14 protein-coding genes are annotated in these 14,879 nt (G+C 64.7%); 3 read left to right on the top strand and 11 right to left on the bottom strand.

Annotation, left to right across the window (positions count from 1 at the left end; genetic code table 11):
- Positions 1-67 precede the first annotated feature (67 nt).
- The 4 genes from R3355_RS06855 to R3355_RS06840 all read right to left on the bottom strand — a co-directional run bounded on the left by R3355_RS06855 (position 68) and on the right by R3355_RS06840 (position 5,027).
- Positions 68-886, bottom strand: a complete 819-nt coding sequence (locus R3355_RS06855) for an enoyl-CoA hydratase (RefSeq protein ID WP_318946641.1) — start codon at positions 884-886, stop codon at positions 68-70.
- A gap of 126 nt (positions 887-1,012) precedes the next feature.
- A complete protein-coding gene (locus tag R3355_RS06850; protein WP_318960599.1) occupies positions 1,013-2,179 on the bottom strand; it encodes an isobutyryl-CoA dehydrogenase in 1,167 nt (388 codons plus the stop codon).
- Positions 2,180-2,185: 6 nt separating this feature from the next.
- The gene (locus tag R3355_RS06845; protein ID WP_318960598.1) at positions 2,186-3,433 is read right to left on the bottom strand and encodes a substrate-binding protein; all 1,248 of its coding nucleotides are present in this window, start codon (positions 3,431-3,433) and stop codon (positions 2,186-2,188) included.
- A gap of 100 nt (positions 3,434-3,533) precedes the next feature.
- Positions 3,534-5,027, bottom strand: coding sequence for a CoA-acylating methylmalonate-semialdehyde dehydrogenase (locus tag R3355_RS06840; protein ID WP_318946638.1), 1,494 nt, complete (start codon positions 5,025-5,027; stop codon positions 3,534-3,536).
- Between the two features lie 130 nt (positions 5,028-5,157).
- Here R3355_RS06840 and R3355_RS06835 point away from each other — a divergent pair, with 130 nt between their 5' ends.
- On the top strand, positions 5,158-6,039 hold the full coding sequence (locus tag R3355_RS06835; RefSeq protein ID WP_318960597.1) for an AraC family transcriptional regulator: 882 nt from the start codon (positions 5,158-5,160) through the stop codon (positions 6,037-6,039).
- A gap of 59 nt (positions 6,040-6,098) precedes the next feature.
- Here R3355_RS06835 and R3355_RS06830 read toward each other — a convergent pair whose 3' ends face one another.
- Positions 6,099-6,512: a PaaI family thioesterase gene (locus R3355_RS06830; protein ID WP_318960596.1), complete on the bottom strand. Its 414-nt coding sequence runs from the start codon at positions 6,510-6,512 to the stop codon at positions 6,099-6,101.
- Positions 6,513-6,670: 158 nt separating this feature from the next.
- On the opposite strand from R3355_RS06830, the gene ung reads away from it, so the two are divergent.
- The gene (gene ung / locus R3355_RS06825) at positions 6,671-7,363 is read left to right on the top strand and encodes a uracil-DNA glycosylase (protein ID WP_318960595.1); all 693 of its coding nucleotides are present in this window, start codon (positions 6,671-6,673) and stop codon (positions 7,361-7,363) included.
- Here ung and R3355_RS06820 read toward each other — a convergent pair.
- The 6 genes from R3355_RS06820 to R3355_RS06795 form a co-directional block, all read right to left on the bottom strand.
- On the bottom strand, positions 7,335-8,231 hold the full coding sequence (locus tag R3355_RS06820) for a DUF6279 family lipoprotein (RefSeq protein WP_318960594.1): 897 nt from the start codon (positions 8,229-8,231) through the stop codon (positions 7,335-7,337). The two genes, ung and R3355_RS06820, sit on opposite strands and share 29 nt — an antisense overlap.
- A 127-nt stretch (positions 8,232-8,358) precedes the next feature.
- Positions 8,359-9,390 (bottom strand): AbrB family transcriptional regulator, encoded by a 1,032-nt coding sequence (locus R3355_RS06815; RefSeq protein WP_318960593.1) that lies wholly within the window; start codon positions 9,388-9,390, stop codon positions 8,359-8,361.
- Positions 9,383-10,891: a tripartite tricarboxylate transporter permease gene (locus R3355_RS06810; RefSeq protein ID WP_318960592.1), complete on the bottom strand. Its 1,509-nt coding sequence runs from the start codon at positions 10,889-10,891 to the stop codon at positions 9,383-9,385. Before R3355_RS06810 ends, R3355_RS06815 begins: the two co-directional genes overlap by 8 nt.
- A 2-nt stretch (positions 10,892-10,893) precedes the next feature.
- Complete coding sequence (locus R3355_RS06805) at positions 10,894-11,337, bottom strand: tripartite tricarboxylate transporter TctB family protein (protein WP_318960591.1); 444 nt, start codon at positions 11,335-11,337, stop codon at positions 10,894-10,896.
- 116 nt (positions 11,338-11,453) lie between these two features.
- Positions 11,454-12,434 (bottom strand): tripartite tricarboxylate transporter substrate binding protein, encoded by a 981-nt coding sequence (locus R3355_RS06800; protein WP_318960590.1) that lies wholly within the window; start codon positions 12,432-12,434, stop codon positions 11,454-11,456.
- Positions 12,435-12,463: 29 nt separating this feature from the next.
- Positions 12,464-13,729: an OprD family porin gene (locus R3355_RS06795; protein WP_318960589.1), complete on the bottom strand. Its 1,266-nt coding sequence runs from the start codon at positions 13,727-13,729 to the stop codon at positions 12,464-12,466.
- Positions 13,730-14,200: 471 nt separating this feature from the next.
- Here R3355_RS06795 and R3355_RS06790 point away from each other — a divergent pair, with 471 nt between their 5' ends.
- The gene (locus tag R3355_RS06790; protein ID WP_318960588.1) at positions 14,201-14,872 is read left to right on the top strand and encodes a response regulator; all 672 of its coding nucleotides are present in this window, start codon (positions 14,201-14,203) and stop codon (positions 14,870-14,872) included.
- The last annotated feature ends 7 nt before the right edge of the window (positions 14,873-14,879 follow it).

Raw genomic sequence — 14,879 nt, 5'->3', positions numbered from 1 at the left:
TGGATGACGCTTTATCTATCCACCGGTTCTTGTGGTGGAAAACGCTTCGCGGTTTTCCACCCTAGGGTTATTTATTGCGCCACTGTGGCGCACGTTTTTCCAGGAAGGCGTTTACCCCTTCGCGGGTATCGTCGGCGTCGAACAGGTCGATGAAGCGCTCGCGTTCTTCGCTCAGCCAGGTGCTCGGGCTGCGTTCGCGGGCGCCCTGGATCAGCGGTTTGATGGTGCGCACCGCCACCGGGCTCTGCCGCGCGACCTTGGCCGCCAGCAGCAGGGCATGGCCACGGGCTTCGCCGCTGTCGACCACCTGTTCGATCAGGCCGATGCGCAGGGCGGTTTCGGCGTCGATGCGCTCGCCGCAGAGGATCATGCGCTTGGCCCAGCCTTCGCCGACCAGCCAGGCCAGGTGCTGGGTGCCGCCGGCGCAAGGCAGCAGGCCCACCGCGGCTTCCGGCAGGGCCATCTGCGCCTGGCGTTCGGCGATTCGCAGGTCGCAGGCCAGGGCACATTCCAGGCCACCCCCCATGGCGTAGCCGTTGATCGCGGCGATCGACACGCCGCGAAAATCGCGTAGCGCCTCGAAGGCTTCGCCGAAGCGCCGGGCCATTTCACGGGCGCGGGCCTTGTCGCCATCGGCGAACAGGTTGAGGTCGGCGCCGGCGCTGAAGAACTTGCCGCCCTGGCCCGTCACCACCAGAGCGTAGATGTCGTCGTCGTGGTTGAGGTGCTCGATCAATTGCTTGAGACCGATCAGCGAGTCGCGATCCCAGGTGTTGGCCGGCGGGTGATTGATGGTAATCAGCGCGGTATGGCCGTGTTTCTCCACGGTGATCTTGTGGGTCAGGTCGAAAACACCGGGATGGTAGGGTTCGATGGCGTGGCTCATAACAGTCCTCGTAGATTGTGCTCCCCTCTCCCTCTGGGAGAGGGGCTGGGGCGGCCCGTGTAGGGTGAGGGTAGTGCGTGTTCCCCTCTCCCTAACCCTCTCCCCGGAGGGGGGAGGGGATAAAAGCTACAGCAGGCGATCAAGCATGCCGTCCTGCTCGAGCAGGCGGCGGGCGATGATCACCCGCATGATTTCGTTGGTGCCTTCGAGAATCTGGTGCACGCGGCTGTCGCGCACCCAGCGCTCCAGCGGGTAGTCGTTCAGATAACCATAGCCGCCATGCAGCTGCAGGGCATCGTTGCACAGGTTAAAACAGTGATCGGTGGCGAAGCGCTTGGCCATGGCGCAGTACAGGCTGGCCTCGCCGTGCCGCCGATCCAGCTTGTGCGCGGCCAGTCGCACCATCTGCCGGCTGGCAGTGAGGTCGGTGAGCATGTCGGCCAGCTTGAATTGCAGGGCCTGGAACTCGCTCAGTGGCTTGCCGAACTGTTTGCGTTCCTCCACGTAGCGCAGCGATTGCTCCAGCGCCGCCTGGGCCGCGCCGAGCGAGCAACTGGCGATGTTGATACGGCCGCCGTCCAGGCCCTGCATGGCGTAGACGAAGCCCTTGCCCTCGGGGCCGATGCGGTTGCCGGCAGGGATGCGCACGTCCTCGAAGGTGATAGTGCGGGTCGGTTGGGCGCGCCAGCCCATCTTCAGCTCGTTGCGGCCGTATTTCACTCCGACGGCATCGGCCGGCACCAGGAAGCAGGAAATACCCTTGGCACCGTTGTCCTCGCCAGTGCGCGCCATGACGATCAGCACGTCGGTCGAACCGGCGCCGGAGATAAAGCACTTGCTGCCATCGAGTACATAGTCGTCGCCGTCGCGTCTGGCGCGGGTGCGCAGGTGGGCGGCGTCGGAACCGGCATCCGGCTCGGTCAGGCAGTAGGAGGCGAGTAGTTCGCCGCTGACCAGACCGGGCAGCCACTGGTCCTTGAGCGCCTGCTCGGCGAAGGACGCGAGCATCCAGGTCGCCATGTTGTGGATGGTCATGAAGGCCGTGGTGGCTACGCAGCCGGCGGCCAGTTGCTCGAAAATCAGCGCGGCCGACAGCCGTGACAGGCCCAGACCGCCGTCGTCTTCCTTGAGGTACAGGGCCAGATAGCCCTGCGCGGCAGCCTGTTTGATCACCTCCAGCGGGAAGTGGTGGTCGCGATCCCAGTCGGCGGCGTGGGGCGCCAGTTCGCGGCTGGCGAAAGCGCGGGCGCTGTCGACCAGCAGGCGTTGTTCATCGCTGAGTTCGAAATCCATAAGTCCTCATTGCAGGGTCAGGGGTTGTCCGGCGGCGCGTCGCTCGGCCTGCCATTCGGCCAGGCTGGGCGCCGCCTGGCTGGCGTCGAGGCGATCGACGATTTCAAAGTAGTCCTGTCTCAGTGGGTCCTTGAGCACTTCGGCGCGGGGCTTCACCTTGACGGCATACACCGTCTGCAGGTTCTGGTGATCGAAGGCGCGCCACTCTTGCGGGCCCTTGAGGAGCTGGTAACGGTGACCTTCCAGGGCCTTGATCAAGGCTTCGCTGTCCAGGCTCTTGGCCCGCTGTGCGGCATCGGCCCATTGATAGACGATGCTGTAGGCCGAGGCGGCGGAACTGGACGGGTACATCGCATAGCGCTCGCTGAAGGCCTTGACGAAGGCTTCACCCTGGGCGGATTGCTCCAGTTTAGGCACGCGCCAGGTCCACGGCTCGGTGCCGAGCACTCCTTCCATCAGGCCGGGGCCGGCCTGCTCGACCATGCTCTGGGTCAGGTTGGGCGCCACTATCTGCATGCGCTCGGTCAGACCGAGGTCCTTGGCGATGCGCATGGCCCGCACCAGGTCTTCGCCGAACAGTACCAAGGCCAGCACCTGGGCGTTGCTCGCCGCGGCCTGGTTCAGCACATCCATATAATCGGCCAGGCGCGCGCCCGGGAAGGGCACCTTGAGGCCGGGATGGCTGCCGCTGTCCATGCTGCCGGTGCTCTGGCGGAGCGAGTCTTCGGTGGTGTGGCCCCAGGTATAGTCGGAGGTCACGTAGAAATAGCGTTGATCCGGCAGGTGCTTGTTCAGGTACTGGCCGAGCACCCGGGCGCTCATCCAGGCGTTGTTGCACTCGCGGAACATATAGCGGTGCGCATTCTTGCCGGTGGTGTCGTTGGAATAGGTGAGGGTGCCGAAATACAGCAGGCCGTGCTTGGCCGCGCGTTGGCCGGAGGCGATCGCCACCGCGCTGGAGGAACCGCCGAACAGCATGGCCGCGCCCTCGCTGGCCAGCTTGTCGACATTGCGCTCGGCCTTGGCCGGGCGCGAGGCGCTATCCCGGCTGGACAGGCGCAGCGAGCGGCCGAGCACGCCGCCCTGGGCGTTGAGCTCGTCGATGGCCAGCAAGGCGCCGCGCATCTGGGCCAATCCTTCTTCCTTATAGGGGCCTGTGCGCGGGTAGTTGAGGCCGAGGGTGATCGGCTCTGCGGCCTGCGCGCAGGCGGTTAGTCCGGCCCAGAGGGCCAGAGTGGTTGTCAGTCGTGGCATGGCAGCTCTCCTTGTTCTTGTTTTTGGGGTCAGGAGAAGTTTTACGCGGTTAGACTAATTGTCGAGATCGTCTATTGGTCTAACAGGGCCTACGCCGTTCTCATTTCAACTGAATGGTCATGTTCGCTCCTGCCACGGCATCCTCATCGAACCAGCGTGTGGTGACGGTCTTGGTTTCGGTATAGAAGCGCACGCCCTGTTTGCCATAGGCGTGCAGGTCGCCGTAGAACGAGCCTTTCCAGCCGGTGAAGGAGAAGAACGGCAGCGGCACCGGCACCGGTACGTTGATCCCGACCTGACCGACTTCCACCGCGTGCTGGTAGTGCCGGGCGGCGCCGCCGGAGCGGGTGAAGATCGAGGTGCCGTTGCCGTAGGGGCTGGCGTTGACCAGCTCGATCGCCTCTTCCAGACTGTCCACTTCCATGCACACCAGCACCGGGCCGAAGATCTCTTCGCGGTACAGCCCCATCTTGGTTGTCACCCCGCGGAACAGGGTCGGGCCGAGCCAGTTGCCGTTCGGGTAGCCTTGCACCGTGCAGTGCGAGCCATCGAGCAGGCACTCGGCGCCTTCGGCTTTGCCCTCGGCAATCAGCCGTAGTACCCGTTGTTTGGCCTGCTGGCTGATCAGCGGGCCGAAGGCGGCATGGCCATCGGTCCAGTAGCCGGGCTGCAACTCGGCCATCTGCGCTTGCAGTTCGTCGATCCACTGTTTCGCTTCGCCGACGAACACCGCCACGCTGATCGCCATGCAGCGCTGGCCGGCCGCGCCGCAACTGGCTCCGACCAGGTTGCTCAGCACCTGCAGCTTGTTGGCGTCGGGCATGATCACCATATGGTTCTTGGCTCCGGCGAAGGCCTGCACGCGCTTCAGGTGGTCGGTGCCGGTGCGGTAGATGTGCTGGCCCACCGGCACCGAGCCGACGAAGGAGATCGCGCGGATATCCGGGTGAGTGAGCAGGCTGTCGACCACCTCGCGGGCACCGTGCAGCACCTGCAGCACCCCCTTGGGCGCGCCGGCCTCGATAAACAACTCGGCCAGGCGGTTGGGGGTCATGGGGTCCTGTTCGGACGGCTTGAGGATAAAGGTGTTGCCGGCGGCGATGGCCAGGGGAAACATCCACAGCGGAATCATCGCCGGGAAGTTGAACGGGGTGATGCCGACGCAGACCCCGAGCGGCTGGATCCAGCTGGCGGTGTCGATGTCGCGGGCCACGTTCTCCATGGTCTCGCCCATCATCAGGCTGGCGATATTGGCCGCCTGCTCGACCACCTCGATGCCGCGCCAGATATCGCCCTTGGCGTCGGCCAGGGTCTTGCCGGTTTCCTTGGCGAGGATTTCCGCCAGTTCGTCGTGGTGTTCCTTGAGCAGGTGCTGATAACGCAGCATCAGTCGAGCGCGATCGGACACCGGCACTTCGCGCCAGGCAAGGAAGGCTGTCTTGGCACTGGCGATGGCCGCTTCGATATCCTCGGCAGTGGCTTTGGGCGCCAGGGCCAACACTTCCTGGGTCGCCGGGTCGGTGACTTCGATGAATTCGCGGCTATGGCTTTCGCGCCATTCACCGTCGATCAACTGCGGGATTGCCTTGCTCATCGCACTCTCCACTTTCGGCCCGGGACAGGCTCTGTCGTTGTTTAGTGTTATAGCCGGGTCAAGCGCGCTTGTGGATTGACGATCTTGGTCAATGGATGGACGATCTTGTTGTTGAGTCATCGGAGAGCGCATGAACGATAGGGTTGAAACATCGAACTGGCCATTGCCGGCCAACGGCGTGCGCTTTATCACCCCGCCACGCCTGCGTCGCATCCTGAGCCATCATCCACTGGCTTCTGGCTGCTATCCGCTGGCGCTGGGGTTCTATCCCGAGGCGGGCGGGCACCGCATGAATCGGCCGCTGCCGGAGGATCATCTGCTGATCTACTGCCGCGCCGGTCAGGGCTGGTTGGATACAGGGGATGGACGAATTGCTGTCGCTGGTGGCGATCTTCTGCTGTTGCCAAAGGGCATTCCCCATGCCTATGGCGCGGATTCCGGCAAACCCTGGACGCTGTACTGGGTGCACTTCGATGGCGAGTTGGTGGCGGAGTTCTTGCGTCCGTTGGGCAAGGGACCGATCTGGCGCATCGGCGTGCAACCGCGTCTGCTGGCCGAGTTCGATGCGCTGCTCAATCTGCGCAAGCAGGGCCTGAACCTGGCCCACTTCATCTATGCCGCCCACCAGTTGCAGGCGCTGCTGGCCTCCCTGGCGGTGCTGCCGGCGCGGGCCAAGTTGAAATCGGGGCGAGTGCTGGACGTCGATGCGGTGCAGGCGGTGATGCGTGCCCACCTGCATGGCTCGCTCAACCTCGACGAACTGGCGGCGCAGTTCAAGTTGTCGCGTTTTCACTTCGCCAAGACCTACCGCGCCCTGACTGGCCATGCGCCTATCCAGGATTTCATCCAGCTGAAGATGGCCCACGCCTGCCGCCTGCTCGACGAAGGCCAGCAGGGCATCCGCCAGGTCGCCGAACAGGTGGGCTACGAGGACGTCTACTATTTCTCGCGGCTGTTTCGCAAAGTGGTGGGCATGGCGCCCAGTCATTACCGGGCGCTGCACCAGGGCTAGCGGACGTTAGGGGGTAGGAGCGGGGGGGGACGCCTAGTCCCCGTTCCTACGGGAGGCCGTCATACCCGGGCGATGGTCGCCAGGCCGGTGGCGATGATCTTTTCCTGGCCGTCGCGCAGGGCGAATACATCGGCGCGGGCGACGACCTGGCGTTGGCCGGCCTTGATCACTTCGCTGCGGCAGATCAGCTGGTCGCCGATCGCCGGGGCCAGCAGGTTGATCTTGTACTCGCTGGTCACCACATCGCCGACCAGGCTGGCCGCCGCCCAGGCGCAGGCACTGTCGATCATGAAACCGACCACCGCGCCGTGGACGAAGCCGTGGTGCTGGGTCAGTTGCTGGCGCGGCAGCACCGTCATTTCGATGCGCCCGGGGGCGAAACCGGTTAAGGCAAAACCGATCATCTGGGCGAACGGCGACTGCTCCAGGGCCTGTTCCAGGCGTTCGCGGGTCAGGGCGGTGGGCATGTCCATGGCATTTCTCCTGAGTGAAAGCTCTCAGTCTTGGTCGCCATGGGTGATCCGGCAATCTGCATCCAGGCCGGTGATGACAGTCCATCAAGGCTTGTCTTGACTTGCGCCTGGCGCTTCTCTAGCGTGCCGTTTTCGTTCGCGAATCCAGGGAATCAGGCATGACCTCCGCCGATAACATCAAGCTCGAAGCGGGCTGGAAAGAGGCCTTGCGCGAGGAGTTCGCCAAGCCCTATATGCAGGCGCTGGCCGACTTCCTCCGCCAGGAGAAGGCCGCCGGCAAGGAGGTCTATCCGCCAGGTGCGCTGATCTTCAATGCGCTCAACTCCACGCCGCTGGAGCGGGTCAAGGTGGTGATCATCGGCCAGGATCCCTACCACGGCCCGGAGCAGGCCCATGGCCTGTGCTTCTCGGTGCAGCCGGGGGTGGCCACGCCGCCGTCGTTGCTGAATATCTACAAGGAACTCAAGCGCGACCTGAATATCGACATCGCCGCGCACGGCTGTCTGCAGCACTGGGCCGAGCAGGGCGTGCTGTTGCTCAACACCTCGTTGACGGTCGAGCGCGGCATTGCCGGCTCCCATGCGGACAAGGGCTGGGGGGTATTTACCGACCGGGTGATCGAGGTGGTCAGTCAGCAGCGTGAGCACCTGGTCTTTCTGCTGTGGGGCAAGCATGCGCAGAGCAAGGCCCGCCTGATCGACCCGAGCAAACACCTGGTGCTGTGTTCGCCGCATCCCTCGCCGCTGTCGGCCCATCGCGGTTTTATCGGTAACGGTCATTTCAGCCGCTGCAACAAGTTTCTCGTGCAGCACGGCATGACGCCTATCGACTGGCGTCTGCCGCCACTCTAGACGGCGGCGCGCAGGCCAGCTGGGTCAGGTCGCGGCGCAGATCGCGCAGGCGTGTGCTCAGGCGCTCGCGCTGTTTGCTGTCGGCGCTTTCCAGCAGGTCGCTGAGCAGCTCGGCCAGCGCTTGCCGCGAGCGTGCGTAGGCGGCGCGGGAGTCGGCTTCGTAGACGCTTCCACGCCCCTGCAGCAAGCGCGTCAAGCGCGCGGGGAATTCGGTACTGCGCCGAGCATCGAGCGCCGCGCGAAATTCCGTTTGCCAGCGCAGGCGGTTGTCCAGCCACAGACGATTCTGCTCGCCCTGGGTATGCGCCCACTCGGCGATACGGGCCTGCTGCACGTCATTCAGCCGACCAAGCCAGGGGCGCAGGCGTTGCTGCATGCGCGTGGTGCGGCGGCTGATCTGGGCCGCCAGGGGCGGTTCGAGGTAGTCCTGGCGATCCTCCCGGTTGTCTTCATCCATGGCGGCATACAGCTCGGCGACTTGTCCGGGGTTGAGGCTTTGCAACAGTTCGATGGCGGTCGGGGTAATTGCGCCGCTGATGCGCTTGTATGCCCCGTCCAGCTCGGCGAACTGCTCGCTCAGTTGGCTGGCACTGGGCTGAGCCTGCTCGATCAGCGCTTCGCTGCGTTGCAGCCAGTCGATATAGCGCGGCAATTCGCTGCTGCAGTGCCACTCCAGATGGGCCTGCAGGCGCGGCTTGAGCCAGGCCTTCTGTTCACGATTCAGGCTCAGGTAATCGTCCAGCTGCCAGGGGATCAGCCAGTCGAGATTGCGGTAGACCAGACCGATCTGGCTGCAGGCGGCCAACAGCATGCCGAGGGCAATCAGCAGGAGCAGGCTTCTCAGGTGGAACCAGCGCGGCAGGGTCATGCGCTTTGCCTCAACGAGTCGAGGAGGAAACTGCAGGGTAGGCCAAGTGCGAGGCACCGCGTCGGGGTTGAAATATTCGGCAAAAAAAAGCCCGCGCGGGGCGGGCCAAACGTGGTCGAAATATTGGCTAACTGCGCTGCCATAGCCTGAACAACGGCTCGGCCAGGAACATCACCAGAAACAGCCGCAGCACCTGCAGCGCGGTGACCAGCGCCACCGACAGGTGCAGGGCCTCGGCGGTCAGGCACAGTTCGGTGATGCCACCCGGCATCATGCCGAGCATCAGCGAGGTCTGGTCTTCGCTGGCCAGCCAGCCGAGGCCTTTGGCCAGCAGCGCGGCGCTGAGCATGGCGAGCAGGGTGAACAGCAGGATGCGCGCGAGAAAGGCCGGTGCACTGCGAAAGAACGCACGGTCGAAGTGGCAGCCCAGGGCGCAGCCGATCAGCCACTGGCCAACCTGACCGAGGCCGTCCGGCAAACCGATGTGCAGGTCGAAGCTGACGCTGGCGATGGCGCAGACCGTCAGGGGGCCGAGCATCCAGGGGTTGGGTTGCTTGAGTTTGCCCCACAGCAGTGCCAGCAGCGCGCCGGCCGGCAGCAGGATGGCCAGCCAGTACCCGCTCACCGCCGCCGCGGGTGGCGGGTCGATGGGCGGCAGGCTCCAGGTGAAGATGGCCGGAATCAGCAGCACCACCAGCAACAGGCGCAGGCTGTGCGCCGCTGCGACGCGGGCGACCTGGGCGTCGTGGCGTTGCGCCATGTTGACCATCTCGCTGGCGCCGCCCGGCATGCTGGCAAAGAACGCGGTCGCACGGTCGACCCCGGCGCGGCGCAACAGGGCGATGCCGATCAAGCTGAGCAGCAGGGTCGCCAGGGCGCCAACCAGGATCACGCCGAAATGGCCGAGTAACTCGGCCATCACCTCGCTGGTGAAGTGCAGGCCGATGGCGCTGGCGACCAGCCATTGCCCGGTTTGTCGGCCGCCGGGTATTTCCGTGACCAGCCAGCCGCTGCAGCGTGCGGTGATGACTGCCAGCAGCGAGCCGATGATCCACGGTAAAGGCCAGCCGATCAGGCTGGCCAGGTAGCCGCCGACCAGACCGATCAGCGGTGTGGCCCAGTAGCGACGCCACTGGGCCAGGGCGGAGAGCTTAAGCATTGGCGACCTGAGCGGTGCGCCGTGCACGCCACCAACGCAGGGCTGGCATGCCCAGCATCAGTGCGGTCAATGCCCACAGAACGAGGCTGATCGGGCTGCTCCAGAGGATGTTCAGATCGCCCGCCGAGATCGACAGGGCGCGGCGCAGGTTATCTTCCATCAGCTCGCCGAGGACGAAACCGAGGATCAGTGCCGACAACGGGAATTCCAGTTTGCGCAGGATGTAACCGAACACGCCGAGGCCGATCATCAGCACCAGATCGAAGGTGGTGCTGTGCACCGCATAGACGCCGACCATGCTGATCGCGGTGATCGCCGGCACCAGCACCCAGTTGGGTACGCTGAGCATGCGGGCGAACAGGCCGACCAGGGGGATGTTCATCACCAGCAGGATCACGTTGCCGATGAACAGCGAGGCGATCAGGCCCCAGACCACATCCGGTTGCTGTTCGAACAACAGCGGGCCGGGGGTGATGTTGTACAGGGTCAGGGCGCCGATCATCACTGCGGTGGTGCCCGAACCCGGCACGCCGAGGGTCAGCATGGGGATCAGCGAGCCACAGGCCGAGGCGTTGTTGGCCGCTTCCGGGGCGGCCAGGCCGCGCAGGTCGCCTTCGCCGAACTTGCCCGAGCTGCCGGCCAGGCGCTTTTCGCTCATGTAGGTCATGGCGCTGGCGATGGTCGCACCGGCACCTGGCAGTACGCCGATGACGAAGCCGGCCACGGCGCTGCGCACCATGGTCCAGAAGGTGAAACAGAACTCCTTGAAGTTGAACAGTAGGCGGCCACTGGTTTTCACCGCTTTTTGCCCGCTGTGGGTTTTTTCCAGCATCAACAGCACTTCGCTGACGCTGAAGAAGCCGATCACCACGATGATGAACTGGATTCCGTCGGACAGGCTGACGCTGCCGAAGGTGAAACGGTACACCCCGGTGGTCGAATCCACGCCGACCGTGGCCAGGGCCAGGCCGATCAGGGCCGCCATCAGGGTCTTCACCGGTTTGTCGCCGACCATGCCGCCGAGGCAGGCGATGGCGAAGATCATCAGCACGAAGTATTCGGCAGGACCAAAGGCCACCGCCCATTTCGCCAGCAGCGGGGCGAACAGCACCACGCCGCAGGTGGCGATGATGCTGCCGATAAAGGAGCTGACCGCCGATAGCGACAGGGCGATCCCGGCCTTGCCCTGACGGGCCAGCGGGTAGCCGTCGAGGGTGGTCATCACCGCGGCGGCGTCGCCCGGCACGTTGAGCAGAATGGCCGAGATACGTCCGCCGTATTCGCAACCGAGGTACACGGCGGCCAGCAGGATCAGGGCGGTTTCCGGCGGCAGGCCGAGGGCGAAGGCCAGCGGCAGCAGCAGCGCCACGCCGTTGATCGGGCCCAGGCCCGGGAGCAGGCCGACGATGGTGCCGACGAAGGCGCCGAACAGGGCGACCATCAGGTTTTCCGGGCGGGTGGCGACTTCGAAGCCCTGCATCAAGAAATTCAGCGTTTCCATTTTCAGTTCTCCACAAAGGCTTCGAACAGGCCCAGCGGCAGCGGCACGTCCAGCAGGTAATCGAATAGGCCATAGAGCAGCACGCCCATCAGCACGCCGCTGATGGCGCAAGGCAGCAGGCGGCCGGTGAACAACAGGCCGAGGGCGAAGGTGCCCAGGGCGGTGCTGATGATGAATCCCAGGGATTCGAACAGCAGGGCGTAAGCCAGCAGCGTCAGCATGCACAGCAGCGAGCGCAAGGCGCTGGAGATGTCCAGTTTCTGCTCGAGCAGGCCGGGCTTGACCAGCAGCCACAACGAGCCCGCGGCCATCAAGGCCAGCAGCAGCAGGGGGTAGGCGCGAGGGCCGACCGGGTCGTAGGCGAAGGGCGCCTGGAAGCCCCAGGCAAGGACGGCGAGTCCGGCGCAGAAAAGCAGCCAGATCGCGGCGAACAGGCGAACGTACATAAAGGATTACCTCGGGACACGAAGAGTGCCGGTTTGCTCAAGCAGGCCAAAGTGCATACGTAGGAGTCAGGGGGCTAAGCGTCCCCCCGGCTCCTACACAAAGCGCCGGTGGCGTTTTACTCCTGCATCAGGCCGAAGGCATCGGCCAGCACCTTGTATTCTTCGACCTGCTTGAAGACCAGGGCTTGCAGCTCGTCGCCAGTCACCGACAGCGGCAGCAGGTCGCGTTGTTCACGCAACTTGGCGAAGTCTTCGCTGGCGAGCATGGTGTCGAACTGCTGTTTCCACCAGTCGTACTGCTCGTCGCTGACCTCGGGGCCGACATAGAAGCCGCGGATCACCGGCCAGCTGATGTCGTAGCCCTGCTCCTTGGCGGTCGGGATGTCGGCGAGATTGCCCGGCAGCCGCTCATCGGAGAGTACCGCGAGGATGCGCACCTTTTTCGCTTCCAGTTGCGGGGTGACTTCACCCAGGCCGCTGCTGGTCACCTGCACGTGGCCGCCGAGCATGGCGGTGAGGGTTTCGCCGCCGCCTTCGAAGGCGACGTAACGCAGGTTCTTCGGATCGATGCCGGCCAGGCGGGCGATCAGCGCGGTCTGCATCCAGTCCTGGCCGCCGATGGTGGCGCCGGCGCCGAAGACGATGCTCGACGGGTCTTTCTTCAGCGCTTTTACCAGCTGGTCGAGGTTCTGGTAGGGCGAGTCGGCACGCACGGTGATGGCGCCGTAGTCGGTACCCACTGCCGCCAGCCAGCGCACGCCGGTTTCGTCGTAACGACCGAACTTGCCCTGGGCCAGGTTGAGCAGGGAGCCGCTGGAGAAGGCGACAATGGTGCCCGGATCATCGGCGCGCTGGGCGATCACCGCGTTATAGGCCACCGCACCGACGCCGCCGGGCATATAGGTGACGCGCATCGGTGCTTTCAGCAGGCCGCTGTCTTTCAAGCCGCTTTGCGCCAGCTTGCAGGTCAGGTCGAAGCCGCCGCCGGGCTTGGCCGGGGCTATGCACTCGGGGCGCTTGGGTTCGGCGGCCAGCAGTTGGCCGGCGAAGGCCATGCAGGCAGTGGCCAGGGCGATACGGGTAAAGGCAGTTTTCATGGTTGAATCCTCTCGATTGTTATTGTGGATTACCAAATCGGCAGTGTGTAGCCGACGATCACGCGGTTCTCGGTTGCATCGCGGGCGAAGTCGGAGCGGAAGTTGGCGTTGCGCAGGCGCACGTAGAGGTTCTTCGCCGGGCCGCTCTGGACCACGTACTTGAGTTCCAGGTCGCGTTCCCATTCGCCGCCGCTCTTGTCGCTGCCGATCACGGTGGCATCGTCGCCGCGGATGTAGCGGGCGAGCACGCTCAGGCCGGGCAGGCCGAGCGCCGCGAAGTTGTAGTCGTAGCGGGCCTGCCAGGACTTCTCATCGGGGTTGGCAAAGTCGTTGATCTGCACGAAGTTGACCAGGTAGGGGTCGCTGCCGTCGATATAGGCATAGCCGGTGTCGCCGCTCATTTTCTGGTAGGCGAGGCTGAGCTTGTGGCCGCTGTGGGCGTAGCTGAGCACACCGTTCAGGGCGCGGTTGTCGACCTCGCCGGCATTCGCCGCGCCGGTGTCGTCGCTGAGCATCAGGCGCAGATCGGCGGCCAGTGTGCCGCCGCCCATTGGATAGCTGGCGAGCAGGTTGAAGAAGTTCTGCCGGTAGATGTCGTCCAGTTCAGCGTAGAAGTAGCGGCCTTTCAGGTTCTTGTTGAACTGGTAGTCGAGGCCGGCCAGGTCCAAGTGATCGGCGCTCACGCCGCCGGGGAAGCGCTTGTTCTTGCTGTTGAGCAGCAGATCCTCGGAGTTGGTCGAGGAGCGGTCGATGACCTTGTCCAGGCGTCCGCCGGTGAAGGTCAGGCCGTCCAGCTCGCTGGAGGTGAGCAGGCCGCCCTCGAACACCTGCGGCATCAGGCGGCTGTCGCTGGCCTTGACCACCGGTAGTTCGGGTACGTGCGAGCCGTAGCGCAGTTCGGTGTTGGAGGCCTTGACCTTGGCGGTCAGGCCCAGGCGGCTGAATTCGTCCGGGGTGCCGCCGTCGTCCTGCACCGGCAACAGGTCGGTGCCGGTGCGCCCGCCGCCGGAGTCGAGCTTGACCCCGAGCATGCCCAGGGCGTCGAGGCCGAAGCCGACAGTGCCTTCGGTGTAGCCGGACTGGATGTCGAGGAGGAAACCCTGGCCCCATTCTTCGCGCTTGTTCTGGCCAGTGCCTTCGCGGAAATCACGATTCAGGTAGATATTGGTCATGACCAGGTTGGCGCTGCTGTCTTCGACAAAAGCGGCCTGGGCGGCAGGCGCGAGCAGCGCCGCGGATACGGCTAGGCTTAGCAGGTTCGCAGGCAGCAGGGCCTGACGGGATGCGATCGGCATCGGGTGGTCTCCATTGTTGTTTTTGTCACGGCCGCACACCACTGTACGGACCGTTCAGGTAGGTGGATCGAGCCACCTGGGACTGATCCTATGAGGTCAAGCTTTCGCCAAGCTTTCAGCGCTGAAAAAAACGCCTGGAGCGATTTTGGACGTCGCCTGCGACGGCCCGCAGGGTGGATGCCAGGGATGGCAGGCCACAAAAAACGCCGGGAGGGTTTTTGGACGTCGCTTGCGACGGCCCGCAGGGTGGATGCCAGGGATGGCAGGCCACAAAAAAACGCCTGGAGCGTTTTTTGACGTCGCTTGCGACGGCCCGCAGGGTGGGCGCCAGGGATGGCAGGCCACAAAGTTTTGCCGTGGCGGCTGGTCGCCGGCATTAAGGCCATTCACAGGGCGCCTCGTGCCTGTAAACTGCGGCCCGGGCTGCGTGGCCGATAGCGGCCGTTGACTCGAACCCGGAGGGAGGTGGCGGTGCGAATTCTGCTGGTCGAAGACCATCCGCAACTGGCGGCAAGCGTGGCTCAGGCCCTCAAAGGCGCGGGCTGGACGGTGGACGTGCTGCACGATGGGGTGGCCGCCGACCTGGCCCTGGCCAGCGAGGAGTACGCCCTGGCGATTCTCGATATCGGCTTGCCGCGCCTCGATGGCTTTCAGGTGCTGGCGCGTCTGCGCGCACGCGGCAAGACCCTGCCGGTGCTGATGCTGACGGCCCGTGGCGAGGTCAAGGATCGCGTGCATGGGCTCAACCTCGGCGCCGATGACTACCTGGCCAAACCCTTCGAGCTGAGCGAGCTGGAGGCGCGGGTCAAGGCGTTGCTACGGCGCAGCGTACTCGGCGGCGAACAGCAGCAGCGCTGTGGCGAACTGGTCTACGACCTGGCTACCCGACGCTTCAGCGCACGGGGGGAAAGCCTCAGCCTGACTTCCCGCGAGCAGGCGGTGCTGGAGGCGATGATTGCCCGGCCGGGGCGGGTGATGAGCAAGGAACAACTGGCGGCCCAGGTGTTCGGCCTGGACGAGGAGGCCAGCGCCGATTCGATCGAGATCTACGTCCATCGCCTGCGCAAGAAGCTCGAGGGTAGCGGCGCGCGCATCGTCACCTTCCGTGGCCTGGGTTATTTGTTGGAGGCGGTCGGTGACTGAGTACTGG

It is taken from the genome of Pseudomonas sp. (genome assembly GCF_033723075.1).
Lineage (GTDB): Bacteria > Pseudomonadota > Gammaproteobacteria > Pseudomonadales > Pseudomonadaceae > Aquipseudomonas.
The sequence above is the reverse complement of the archived record's forward strand: the minus strand, read 5'-3'. Positions and strand labels throughout refer to the sequence as shown.

Coding starts and splice junctions, on each gene's coding strand:
- R3355_RS06855 (WP_318946641.1), bottom strand. CDS start 886: ATGAGCCACGCCATCGAACCCTACCATCCCGGTGTTTTCGACCTGACC.
- R3355_RS06850 (WP_318960599.1), bottom strand. CDS start 2,179: ATGGATTTCGAACTCAGCGATGAACAACGCCTGCTGGTCGACAGCGCC.
- R3355_RS06845 (WP_318960598.1), bottom strand. CDS start 3,433: ATGCCACGACTGACAACCACTCTGGCCCTCTGGGCCGGACTAACCGCC.
- R3355_RS06840 (WP_318946638.1), bottom strand. CDS start 5,027: ATGAGCAAGGCAATCCCGCAGTTGATCGACGGTGAATGGCGCGAAAGC.
- R3355_RS06835 (WP_318960597.1), top strand. CDS start 5,158: ATGAACGATAGGGTTGAAACATCGAACTGGCCATTGCCGGCCAACGGC.
- R3355_RS06830 (WP_318960596.1), bottom strand. CDS start 6,512: ATGGACATGCCCACCGCCCTGACCCGCGAACGCCTGGAACAGGCCCTG.
- ung (WP_318960595.1), top strand. CDS start 6,671: ATGACCTCCGCCGATAACATCAAGCTCGAAGCGGGCTGGAAAGAGGCC.
- R3355_RS06820 (WP_318960594.1), bottom strand. CDS start 8,231: ATGACCCTGCCGCGCTGGTTCCACCTGAGAAGCCTGCTCCTGCTGATT.
- R3355_RS06815 (WP_318960593.1), bottom strand. CDS start 9,390: ATGCTTAAGCTCTCCGCCCTGGCCCAGTGGCGTCGCTACTGGGCCACA.
- R3355_RS06810 (WP_318960592.1), bottom strand. CDS start 10,891: ATGGAAACGCTGAATTTCTTGATGCAGGGCTTCGAAGTCGCCACCCGC.
- R3355_RS06805 (WP_318960591.1), bottom strand. CDS start 11,337: ATGTACGTTCGCCTGTTCGCCGCGATCTGGCTGCTTTTCTGCGCCGGA.
- R3355_RS06800 (WP_318960590.1), bottom strand. CDS start 12,434: ATGAAAACTGCCTTTACCCGTATCGCCCTGGCCACTGCCTGCATGGCC.
- R3355_RS06795 (WP_318960589.1), bottom strand. CDS start 13,729: ATGCCGATCGCATCCCGTCAGGCCCTGCTGCCTGCGAACCTGCTAAGC.